The organism is Campylobacter concisus (assembly GCF_002912895.1).
GTDB classification, from domain to species: domain Bacteria; phylum Campylobacterota; class Campylobacteria; order Campylobacterales; family Campylobacteraceae; genus Campylobacter_A; species Campylobacter_A concisus_G.
Genome location: NZ_POZX01000012.1, coordinates 1 through 11,003, shown reverse-complemented (window position 1 = coordinate 11,003; position 11,003 = coordinate 1). Strand labels below are relative to the sequence as shown.

Genomic DNA, 11,003 nt, shown 5'->3' with positions numbered 1-11,003 from the left:
CCAAAAAGGTCTTTGAGTCGCATCTGTTGCTAATAAAAAAGAACTCCATTCGTCCAGTGACATTAAAAAATGTGGCATATAAAACGTTTCTATATGGTCATCTGAATTTTCTTTTTTCAAATTTGGTTTAAAATATTTTATTGTTATTTCTTCATTTAAATCTTTTTTAAAAGCTTGCTTGTATTCGCCGTTTACATCAAATATTATTAGCTTTGATCCTTTTGCGGAGTTTTCTTTTTTTCTATAAATCGACTGAATAACGTGAGCAATTGTATTTGATTTACCGCTTCCAGAGTTTCCTAGCACAGCAGAATGTATATTAAAAAAATCATCTATTGAAATACTAATTGGATAATTTATTAGATTTTTACTAATACCCAAATTAAAACTTTTATGTATCTCTGGCTCGTTCACATCATATTCGTTAGATAATATAATATGCATATCCTCATTAGTTATAATATCCACATTGGTATATAAGCTCGGATAAATTCCGACACCTAAGGAAAATTTATTCTCTTTATTTATAGTTCCTATTGGCTTAAGCATAAGCTCCCTATACCCATCAACATTAAAGGCTTTTGCTTCATTGTATAAATCAGAATCAAAAATAGAAACAACTTCACAAACTATTGATTCCCCTATGGCATTAACAGTCTTCAAATAACTACCTATGTTTCCAAAATAATATGTATCACCATTAATGTTTACAGATCCACCGGTAATTTCTGAAAAAATTTTTACTTTAAACTGGTTAAAATTAATGGAGACTACTTTTCCTATGCTCATTATTTTGCTCCCTTTTGATTCTTTTCCTTGTTTAAAGCATCAACAAAATTTTTCAGAATATTTTCACCTTTATCTTCATTAAGATTCGGAATTAGCTCATTAACAATATATTCAAAATAATGAATTGTTTCATCATTAACTTTTCCATGAACCTTATAAATTCGTTTATCATTAACTTTAAAAATAGATTTTTCTGAATAATCTCCAAATATCACTATTGATAGAGATGAATTTGTTGATAATGCTTGATATATAATATTATTTATATGCTCATCACTGAAACTATACCCAACAACAAATAACACACTATTTTGTAGCAATAGTTTCCTTTGAAACTCTCTAATAATATCAGAATATGGAGCAGTTAAACTTTTGCCCTGTTTTAGAGGATTTGGGTATATTAAAACATTTTTATCATTTGGCTTATATCTTTCATCAATCTTAACTTCCTTGATATTAAATAGACTATTACCTTCTTCCTCGATCCAATTTATAGAACCGTGTAATTTATATAAATATACCATATTATCTAATGGCTCATACTTTTCTACACTTGCCTCAATTCTTTTGGAAAAAGTATAGCCAAATCTAGCTGGATTAAAATACTTATCCAGTCCGCCACCGAAACCATTGTTATAATTAATGTTTAATTTGTCTAATACTCTCTCATTGAAAAGATCATTGTTGGTAGTAAAAATATTTACCCTGCTAAGGTCTTTGTTTCTATATGTTATTTTTTGATAAAAAGTTTCATATAAATCTCTTGTTTCTTTAAACTCGTCCTCAAGAATATTTATATTTATACCTTCAAACATTGTATTTTCAATTAAATCTATAAGCCTCTTTATGTCTTTATCCTCTTCTTCTATTCCTTCTTGATACGCTCTTTTTGAATATAAAATACCAAGAATACTTTCTAAATTTGCGTCATTATTCTTTAATTTATTAAAAATATCTTTAATTGCTTTATCTTCTAGCTCTAGCTTCTTTTCAACCTTTTCTATAAACCCCGCCATTGTAGGAATCGAACCAGAGCTTACACCTGAACCAAATAAAAAATGTATATTCTTTATATTTAACAAATCTGTAATTTTTTGCTTCAAAAAAGATAGCTTTTCACCGTCATTGTTTAGTTTATTTTTTGAAAAAAGTTCTTCAGTGCCTTGGTAAAAAAACATATTACTTTCCTCTTCTACTCTAATAGCTTCACACATATTTCTATTCTCACTTTCCCATTTAATTTTTTAGATATTTTAATTGCACCCTTTATTTTATTTCATTTTTCCAAACTTATCTGTTATTAACAAAATTTAATAAAAGTTCAGACAAAAACAATAACAACCATCAACAAGTGATGCAAATTCTATAGCAAAAGTTAAAATTACTCGTTCACTTTTTTTGTTACTAGATCGCACTTAGCGCCGCGAGTAATCATCAAGGACTGATCGTAAAATAAAATAAGCACCACAGAAACCCCGACGCCAAGGGCTAGCGAGACCGTCGTGGTCGTGATCGCGTTATCGAAAAATATGATTAGATATTCGTTTTTCTTAGCGATATCAGTCTCGTTTAGAAACGAAAACAGCGCCAAAATGCCCTTATACGCGTAAACTCCCGGCACCATCGGCAAAAGCGCGGGAAATGCGATGATCTCGGCGGGCACTTTTAGCCGTTTGGCAAAGAGCATACCTAAAATCCCGCTTAAAAACGAGACGATAAGCGTGGCGACGCTGATGTTAAAAAATCCCATCTGCATGATCCAAAAGCGGCTAGCGTGCGCAAACGCCGCAAGCAGCGCGCAAAAGGCGAGAGTCCTTTTTGGCGGCGAGCTAGCGTAGGCAAAGCCAAGCCCCGCCACCGCGGCAAAAGCGCCGTCTATGAGCGTATCGGTCAAAAGCTCAAACATGTAAAATCTCCGCGCTACTAAGCGAGAGCGTGATATAGACGCCCACTGCGATACAAAGTATCAAGATGCCCGTGCTCACGGCTCTACTGATACCCACTAGCGTGTTGTCGTTTAGGATATCAAAGACCGAGTTTATGAGAAAAACGCCCGGCATCAAAAAGAGTATCGACGAGCCGATCGCGACGTCGCTAGTGTGCGTAAAGCCGTAAAATACGCCAAGATAGGCGATAAAAGAGACGACGAACGAGACTAGGACGTATTGGATTTTTAAATTTACGCCCATTTTAGCAAGCGCAAATCTGAGGCTATAACCGACCAGAGTCGCGAAAAATACGCAAGCTACCGAGCCAGCATCGCCGCCGAAAAGCTTGCAAAACGCCGCATTTGCAAGGCTTATTAAAATAAGCGAGCTTGTAAATTTATTCGCCCCGATGCGCATGACGCCCTCAAACTGCTCTTTGGTCTCCTCTAAGCTCAAATTTTCGTCCAAAATCCGCCAGCTAAGCGACGAAAGCTCGGAAATACGGTTAAAGCTCACCTGCCCTAGCGGGATCTTTTTCACGTAGGTTCGGCGCAGGGAGTTGTCGGCCGAGTCCATCACGCTAATGGTAAAGTACTTCACGAAAATCGTCACGCTAACGTCGTAGCCGTAGTGTTTAGCTATGCGATCTACGCACTTTTCTACACGCGCTGTGTAGGTGCCAGCACTCACCATCGCACTCGTGTATTCGACTAGAAAATTTGTTAAGACTTGAATATCAGGCTTTGCGTTCATTTTGGCTAATCTTAAATTTCACAAAAAATAAAATGATTTGTAAAACAAGCATGATTTTCATCACATATTCACTCGCACTATGCATTTTGACAAATTCAGCCGTCTGTGTCGCGTCAACACCCAAATTTTGAGCGTAAACTATAAAAGGCGTAAAGAAAAATACAAAGCTAAAAGCTAAAGCCAAATTTAAAAAAGCAAGCATTAACATGCTAAATTTTAGTGAAAAAATAAGCTTTTTTCTAAGATCAAATAGCTCGCTAATCATTATAACTATGCTTATAAAAAGCAAAATATAATTAAATTTCAAAAATATCTTTGTCATCATTTGACCGCTCATAAAATGCGTAAGTACGCCATCCCCTATGATGCTTTGTGGGAAAAATATGACTGGCGCCACTAAAATACCAAGCGTTAGCTCAGCTCCTATAAGTACTGCCAAAAGCAAAAAATAAACTCCTCTCAAACTCTCTCCTTTATATTTTTAACTTCGCGCAAAAGCCTCTATCAAAGCCAGCCAAATCTTTGTAAAAACTATACTCAAAACCATTGGCCTCTAAGAATTTTTGCATACTTGCTTTTTGATCGTACCCCATCTCACAAGCAACGTTTTTGATATTACGATCTTTTGCTATAAGAATAATATCTTTTAAGATTTCATCTCCCACTTCACCTCCAAAGAGCGCACTTTCTGGCTCGTTTAGTACAAATTTACTAAGTTTATAGCCTCTTGCAATATATGGCGGATTTGAAACCAAAATATCAATATCTTCTAAAATTTCATCCACATAAGAGCAGTTTAAAAATTTGATCCTCCCACCTACATCAAATTTATCTGCATTTTTTTTAGCAAGCATCAAAGCTTTTTCATTGATGTCTGTTGCTACGATATTTGCCTTTGTTTTTAGAGCTAGCATGATACTAATAATGCCGCTTCCTGTGCCTATTTCTGCGATCTTTGGTTCATTATATTCGCGTGAAATTTCTATTACTTTATCCACTAAAATTTCTGTTTCAGGTCTTGGGATCAGCACTCCGCTTTCCACGTAAAAATCAAGCCCATAAAAGCTAGCTTTACCAGTTATATATTCAAGAGGCTCGTAGTTTTCATACCTTTTAACTAGGGCAAAATAGCCGCTCTCATCAAATTCATTTTTTTGATTTAAAAATATCCATTCAATGCTTACATCAAGATAATTCATAAGCAAAATTTTAGCCACTCTGCTTGGATTTTGGCAAAGTGAGCTTAGCCTTAAACTAGCCTCTTTAAGAGCCTCTTCAATTTTCATTTTCCAGCTCGTTTATGCGCTCAAAAAGGCTTGGGTGCGAATGATAGACGAACGCATAGAGCGGATGGGCCTTCGGGAAGGCCTTGTTTTCGGAGCCTAGTTTTTTTAGCGCGCTTATCATGTCAGTTTTGTTTGAGATTTCGCCCGCGAATCTATCGGCGCCAAATTCGTTCGCGCGGCTAAAATACGAGCTAACCGGCGAAAATAAAAATCCGAAAATCGGCGAAAAAAGTAGCAAAAACACGATCGTTCCGCCGCCTCCGATATGAAGCCCAAGCGCTTGATACGCCGCGTCTGGGATGTTGCCGAATATAAAAAACATCGCAAAAAGCATAACCACGCTTAGAGCGATCATTTTTAGGATATCTTTGTGCTTAAAGTGTCCCAGCTCATGCCCCAAAACGGCGATTATCTCCTCTAAACTTAGTTTTTTAACGAGCGTGTCGAAAAGCACCACGCGTTTAGTCGCGCCAAGGCCGCCGAAATAGGCGTTTAAGCGGTTGTCGCGCTTGCTAGCGTCTATCGTAAAAACGCCGCTACTTTTAAACCCGCACTGCGCTAAAAGCCCTTCTATACAGCTTTTTAGCTCGCTCTCTTCTAGCGGCTGCATTTTGTTAAAAATTGGCGCGATGAGCGTCGGATAGATGAGATTTATAACAAGCGCGACCGCGAAGCTTAGCAAAAACGCCCAAAACCACCAAAAATCGCCCAAAAATCTAATGCAAAGCAGCACCAGCCACACAAACAGCGTGCCGAAAACCAGCGTTAGCGCGAGCGTTTTAAGCAGGTCAAGCGCGAAAATTTTAGGCGTTACGTTTGAAAAGCCGAGCTTTTTGTCTTTGACGAAGGTTTCGTAGATATTTAGCGGTAGTTCTAACAACGACGAAACGAGCAAAAATACCATAACCATAAAGACGTTGTCGCCTATATCTCCCGTTTTATAGGCATGCCCCGATATCGCGCCAAGCCCCCAGCACGCCCACATCATAAATATCGCGGCGTGATAGAGAAGGCTAACTATCTCAAATTTTTGATTAGTTATCGCTGCGGCAGCGGCGGTTTCGTATTCATTCTGTTCTAGCACGACGGCCGGCTTTTTAGCCTCCGCACGGATAAAGCCTATCTGCAAAATCGCTAGCCACACCTTTGCAGCAACGTAAAAAAAGTAAATACCGAGTAAAAGATAAAACATATTTTACGCCCTACTTTAAAAAATTATCGTAAAACGAGCTGATAAAAAGCACCAAAATGATAAACGGCACGACAAATTTTATATACCAAAACCAGACATTTATTAATTTTGCATGTTTTTCACTACCTTGCAAAATCTCTTTTTTTGCATCATCTTTTAGCACCCAACCTACGAATATTGCACACCCAAATGAAGTAAATACAAAAAATATCGTTGCGCTTATTGCATCATATGCATCAAAAATATTCTTACCAAAAATGCTTACGTGACTTAGTATATTTGTAGCCATCAGCGAAGGCAAATTTCCTAAAATAAATATACCTCCAAGGACTAAAAATATTGCTTTCTTGCGTTTTATCTTAAATTTTTCTTGAAGTGTCGTGATTATTACTTCATATATTGGTAGCGATGTCGTAAGTGCAGCGATCATTAATAGTGCAAAAAACGCCACCGCAAAAAATCCACCAAAAGGCATATGCGAAAAAACGATTGGCAAACTCTTAAACACGAGGCTTGGGCCACTATCTGGCGATACGCCGTAGCTAAAGAGCGACGGAAATATCATAAAGCCCGCAAGCACGGCGATAATGGTGTTTAAAACGCCCGTAATGATCGAGATTTTAACCAAACCCTCATCTTTTTTCACAAAGCTAGAAAGCGTGATCATCACACCAAAACCAAGTGAGAGCGCAAAAAAGACCTGCCCCAAAACATCAACGAAAAGCTTTAAGTTTATCTTTGAAAAGTTAGGTGTTAAGTAAAATTTTACACCCTCTATTGCACCATCAAGTGTGATATTTTTAGCGATCATAATAAGCATTAAAATAAAAAGTAGCGGCATTAAAAATTTCGCTGATCGCTCGATACCGCCGACCGCACCTTGTACCAAAATAGCGTAATTAACTAGCACGAAAACAAGCGTTGCAAAGCTTATAGCAAGTGGATTGCTTACGATATTTTGCTCATAAAATGCACTTGTCTCCTCAAAACTAACCACATGCGAGAGATCAAGCAAACCAAATGAAATTTGGGCGATGTAGTTTAGCACCCAGCCACCAATAACCATATAGTAAGCCATGATACCAAAAGCACCAACAAGCCCCATCCAGCCAACGATCTGCCACTTTTTGCTGATCTTTTTACCATTTATCGATCCACCAAAAGCGTCCACAGCGTTGCATTTTAGGCGTCTGCCGATCGCGTTTTCAACTAAAATCATCGGTATGCCAATCATGATCATCGCGATACAAAACACGAACACATAGGCACCGCCGCCATTTTGCCCGACCAAATACGGAAAACGCCACGTCGCACCAAAGCCGACCGTAGCTCCTGCAACAGCTAAAATGTATGTGAGCCTTGAACTCCAAGATTTTCTATCCATCTTTTTGCCTTTGTGAAAAATAGGGATTATATAAAAAAAATGATTAAATTTTGCTAGCAACAAGCGGTGTTAGGATGCAAGCTCAGTTTTTTGTTAATTTTAAGAATTTTTACGAATAAATTTTTTTACGTTTTGCCTTTTCTGGATAAATTTAGACAACTGCTTAAAAATAAATTTATTAGGGCAAAACACCAAATTCCACATATCCCTCCATCGCAATGAATAATATCCAGCCCTCCTTGGGACTACAAAAATAGTGATGTTCTGGGATATTTTCAACTATAAATTTTAAAAAATCGCAAAAATACTCAGGTGCAAATTTAACCTCCGTACTGGTTAGATTGTCGTCGATGTAGTTTATTTCGCCGCTTAAAATTTTACTTTTTATGCTTGGATCTGAGCTGATAAATTTTTTAATATCGGCAAAATTTTTATAATCATCCGCTTTATAACCTTTTAAATTTCTCAAAACTGGCTTTGAGCCAATAAAGGTAAAATTTTGCTCTATAAAAACCTTTAAAAGCTAGAGATTGCATAAAAATTAATAACTAATTTTAGTAATTTTGTATTGATTGTGAATAATTTTTTATCGCTAATTCGCACATAAAACCGGTTCAGGTTTTAGCTTCACGCTTGGAGCTGTTTTGCTAAAATTTATCAGATCTTCTGTCGTTTGGATACTAAAAGGTAGGCGTGTGAGACAAACTTTAAAAATTTCAGCTGCAGCTATTGCGTCATTTAGGGCTCTGTGGTGGGTATTGTTTATGCCAAGAAGCTCTTTTAGCGAGCCAAGTCCATACTTTTGCGAAGCGATAGTGCGGCGACTAAGATCGATGGTGCAAAGCTTTCTGTTTAGCAGCATACCAAGGCCGATCTCATTTAGGCTATGAGAGATAAATCCGTAGTCAAAATTTACGTTGTGCGCGATAAAAACACTAGTTCCAAGAAATATTTTGAACCGCTCAAGTACATTTAGCAAATTTGGCGCGCCAACTAAATCGCTAGCCTTTATGCCAGTTAGCTCGGTGATATTTTCAGGCACCATAGGAGCTGCTATAAAGCTTTCAAAACGCCCTATCTCAACGCCATTTTTCATTTTTATCGCACCGATTTCAATGATCTGTCCGCTCGTCGTACCGCCGGTCGTTTCGATGTCAACCACGCAAAATTCCTGCTCGCCAATATCTCTAAATCTCGTGCCAAGCTCGATCTCATTCTCTTCGTTTCTAGTGATGTCAAGCCCAAGAGTTCGCCACATATCAAGGTCGCGCACGTCAATAATAGATGAAATTTCCTCGATATCGCCAAATCTTAAAATAAACTCATGATAGCTTAAATTTTGCCTAGCTAAAATTTCTATGCTATTTTCTAAACGCTGTTTTTTTGGTTTCAAAACTCAAGCTTTATGGCGCGGATGGCTTGTTCGTAAGAATTTGATGAGAAGATGTAGTTGCCTGCCACCAAGATGTCAGCTCCAGCCTCTTCAAGATCAGGCGCATTTAGTCCATTCACACCACCATCTACTTCGATGAGACACTTGGCGTTTTTGCGCTCTATTAGCTCTCTTAGCGCCCTTGTTTTCTCAAGTACGACTGGCATAAATTTCTGACCGCCAAAGCCAGGATTTACACTCATCAAAAGCACCATATCAACTTCATCAATGATATGCTCGATCGCACTAACTGGCGTATGCGGATTTAGCACGATGCCAGGGCTAACGTCATTTTTCCTGATGTGGTCTATGAGTCTTAATGGATGCTTCTCTTCTTCAATGTGAAAGGTTAGAAATTTTGGCTTTAGTGGCAAGAAAAGGTCGGCAAAAAACGAGTTATTCTCAACCATTAAATGTATATCAAGTGGCTTCGTGGCTGCTTTTGCAACGGCTTTTACCACAACTGGTCCGATGGTTAAATTTGGCACAAAATGCCCATCCATAACATCAACATGCACCAGATCGCACCCAGCCTCACAAATGGCTCTTATCTCAGCTGCCAAATTTCCAAAATCAGCCGATAAAATACTAGGTGCAACGTACATTTCTTCTCCTTACTTGGTTACAAATACAAAGCCTATTTCGTCATCTTTTACATCTAATCTATTCATGATGCCTACACTATTGTGATCGAAAAAAACATCATCGGATAAAATTTTAGGCAAGCTAACTTTTACTTTTATGCCTTTTTGCCAAAGATGAGTCAAAAATTTATCCGTAATGATACTAAAAATTTGAGAATATCCACTTAAATAATCATTTGAATCATCGCCTTCAGGCATAAAAATAGAGCAAATTTTGTCTAATTTATCTTTTTTTACTCCAAATAGCACTCTTGCGTAAATATCACCATAATACTGAATACAAATACGCAAATAATCGCACTCATCCTCTATGTCAAGCGCACTAACTTTGGTATCAACGCACAAAATTTCTTCTTCTGCTAACTGTGAGATAATTTTGCTCGCAATTTGAGTCACATAAGATGAAATTTGAGCAACGCTCTTGTTAATATCTACTGGCTCTGCATCAAAGTCTCTTTTTTTAAGATAAAAAATAGTGTCATCTTTGTAAAAGTCATTTAAATTTTTATAGATAAATATATTTGCATCTTTAAGATACGTTACTAATTCAATAGATAAATTTGATTCGTTTATACCACAAAGCGAAATAAATGCACCTGATCTTTTGCTAATGCTAGCAAGTTTGATTAGAAATCTTGCACCCCTTATATTTAAAGCACCAGAAATATTTACCCATAAAATAAAAAATTTATATCCGATTTTTAGCATAATGTCATGAGCTGACATATCAAAATCTTCAATAAAATCTGAATCCATAAAACTTTTTATGGCATAAATAACGACACCATCTTTTATAAAAGTATCTATCTGATTTTGTCTTAATCTCACATGATTTAGCTGCGATACTGCATGACTATATAAATTCTTTTTTTTATTAAACTCGGTTGCATCTCTAGCCTCAATCACATCAAATGAGCGATTTTTGAGATAATTAGCTAAATAGTGTTTGTACTGCTCAGTTGAGTTATAAATGAATACTTTGCCATTTGCGTTATTTAGAAATTTATTTAAAAACAAGCTTGCGATATTTTCACTTTCAAACATCGAGATATTTAAAATATTCTTAACTGTTCTCATCATCAATTCATAAAAAATTTCATTGTAATCGCAAATCGCAAATACCACGCCAAGCTTTTGCGCTTCTTCGCTTAAATTTTCAATTACTCTACCAAGCCAAATAGGACTAAAAAATGTAACTTTTTTTAGTGAAAGCAGTATAGCGCTGATATCACGCGATGAAATTTGGTTTATATATTTTTCACTTAATTTTAATGGAACATTCTCTGCTTCCAAAAAACCAAAAGGCCTTATAATAGCCATAGAACCATTAAAAGTTAATTTCATTTTTGTAGAGCTTTTTTAATAAATATAATAGTTTGCATCTCTGGATAAACATTGATATCTAAAATTTTATCAACTCCAAAATCATAAAACTCAGGCCTGCTGGACTCATAAGAGAGCAAAATCTCAAAAAAACAAAGCATCTCTTTATCAATCTTGCTTAATGATTGTTTATTCATATTCATTGCTTTTAAAAAAATATCCCAAAGACTAAAGCCATATTTTTTTTGCAAAATTTTATTATAGCTTACGTC

13 protein-coding genes are annotated in these 11,003 nt (G+C 36.6%); all 13 read right to left on the bottom strand.

The features are described from left to right. Positions 1 to 789: helicase HerA domain-containing protein (locus CYP51_RS01345; protein WP_141089677.1), on the bottom strand; the 789-nt coding region annotated here is incomplete at its 3' end. After that, positions 789 to 2,003 carry an SIR2 family protein gene (locus tag CYP51_RS01340; RefSeq protein ID WP_103624080.1) on the bottom strand — a complete coding sequence of 405 codons (1,215 nt, stop codon included), beginning with the start codon at positions 2,001 to 2,003 and terminating at the stop codon, positions 789 to 791. The genes CYP51_RS01345 and CYP51_RS01340, both read right to left, overlap by 1 nt. 167 nt (positions 2,004 to 2,170) lie before the next feature. Continuing rightward, positions 2,171 to 2,695: a threonine/serine exporter family protein gene (locus CYP51_RS01335; protein WP_103624079.1), complete on the bottom strand. Its 525-nt coding sequence runs from the start codon at positions 2,693 to 2,695 to the stop codon at positions 2,171 to 2,173. Next, the gene (locus tag CYP51_RS01330) at positions 2,688 to 3,470 is read right to left on the bottom strand and encodes a threonine/serine ThrE exporter family protein (protein WP_103624078.1); all 783 of its coding nucleotides are present in this window, start codon (positions 3,468 to 3,470) and stop codon (positions 2,688 to 2,690) included. Before CYP51_RS01330 ends, CYP51_RS01335 begins: the two co-directional genes overlap by 8 nt. Continuing rightward, positions 3,454 to 3,933: a DUF4149 domain-containing protein gene (locus CYP51_RS01325; RefSeq protein ID WP_103624077.1), complete on the bottom strand. Its 480-nt coding sequence runs from the start codon at positions 3,931 to 3,933 to the stop codon at positions 3,454 to 3,456. The genes CYP51_RS01330 and CYP51_RS01325 overlap by 17 nt, the downstream gene beginning before the upstream one ends. A gap of 10 nt (positions 3,934 to 3,943) precedes the next feature. Then, positions 3,944 to 4,756 (bottom strand): peptide chain release factor N(5)-glutamine methyltransferase, encoded by an 813-nt coding sequence (prmC, locus tag CYP51_RS01320; protein ID WP_103624076.1) that lies wholly within the window; start codon positions 4,754 to 4,756, stop codon positions 3,944 to 3,946. Continuing rightward, on the bottom strand, positions 4,746 to 5,948 hold the full coding sequence (locus CYP51_RS01315; RefSeq protein WP_103624075.1) for a M48 family metallopeptidase: 1,203 nt from the start codon (positions 5,946 to 5,948) through the stop codon (positions 4,746 to 4,748). The genes prmC and CYP51_RS01315 overlap by 11 nt, the downstream gene beginning before the upstream one ends. A gap of 10 nt (positions 5,949 to 5,958) precedes the next feature. Continuing rightward, complete coding sequence (locus CYP51_RS01310; RefSeq protein ID WP_103624074.1) at positions 5,959 to 7,332, bottom strand: sodium-dependent transporter; 1,374 nt, start codon at positions 7,330 to 7,332, stop codon at positions 5,959 to 5,961. 178 nt (positions 7,333 to 7,510) lie between these two features. Continuing rightward, a complete protein-coding gene (locus CYP51_RS01305) occupies positions 7,511 to 7,801 on the bottom strand; it encodes a hypothetical protein (protein WP_258032759.1) in 291 nt (96 codons plus the stop codon). A 123-nt stretch (positions 7,802 to 7,924) separates the two neighbouring features. Continuing rightward, positions 7,925 to 8,725 (bottom strand): 3'-5' exonuclease, encoded by an 801-nt coding sequence (locus CYP51_RS01300; RefSeq protein WP_103624073.1) that lies wholly within the window; start codon positions 8,723 to 8,725, stop codon positions 7,925 to 7,927. After that, positions 8,722 to 9,369: a ribulose-phosphate 3-epimerase gene (gene rpe / locus CYP51_RS01295; RefSeq protein WP_103624072.1), complete on the bottom strand. Its 648-nt coding sequence runs from the start codon at positions 9,367 to 9,369 to the stop codon at positions 8,722 to 8,724. Before rpe ends, CYP51_RS01300 begins: the two co-directional genes overlap by 4 nt. Positions 9,370 to 9,378: 9 nt before the next feature. Further along, entirely contained in the window at positions 9,379 to 10,752 is a 1,374-nt protein-coding gene (locus CYP51_RS01290; RefSeq protein ID WP_103624071.1) for an anti-sigma factor antagonist, read from the bottom strand. Continuing rightward, positions 10,749 to 11,003, bottom strand: a 255-nt coding sequence (locus CYP51_RS01285; protein WP_219809025.1) for a hypothetical protein, incomplete at its 5' end; no start/stop codon positions are given. The genes CYP51_RS01285 and CYP51_RS01290, both read right to left, overlap by 4 nt.

Excerpts from the sequence above, each read along its gene's own strand:
- CYP51_RS01340 (WP_103624080.1), bottom strand. The coding sequence starts at position 2,003 with ATGTGTGAAGCTATTAGAGTAGAAGAGGAAAGTAATATGTTTTTTTAC.
- CYP51_RS01335 (WP_103624079.1), bottom strand. The coding sequence starts at position 2,695 with ATGTTTGAGCTTTTGACCGATACGCTCATAGACGGCGCTTTTGCCGCG.
- CYP51_RS01330 (WP_103624078.1), bottom strand. The coding sequence starts at position 3,470 with ATGAACGCAAAGCCTGATATTCAAGTCTTAACAAATTTTCTAGTCGAA.
- prmC (WP_103624076.1), bottom strand. The coding sequence starts at position 4,756 with ATGAAAATTGAAGAGGCTCTTAAAGAGGCTAGTTTAAGGCTAAGCTCA.
- CYP51_RS01315 (WP_103624075.1), bottom strand. The coding sequence starts at position 5,948 with ATGTTTTATCTTTTACTCGGTATTTACTTTTTTTACGTTGCTGCAAAG.
- CYP51_RS01310 (WP_103624074.1), bottom strand. The coding sequence starts at position 7,332 with ATGGATAGAAAATCTTGGAGTTCAAGGCTCACATACATTTTAGCTGTT.
- rpe (WP_103624072.1), bottom strand. The coding sequence starts at position 9,369 with ATGTACGTTGCACCTAGTATTTTATCGGCTGATTTTGGAAATTTGGCA.
- CYP51_RS01290 (WP_103624071.1), bottom strand. The coding sequence starts at position 10,752 with ATGAAATTAACTTTTAATGGTTCTATGGCTATTATAAGGCCTTTTGGT.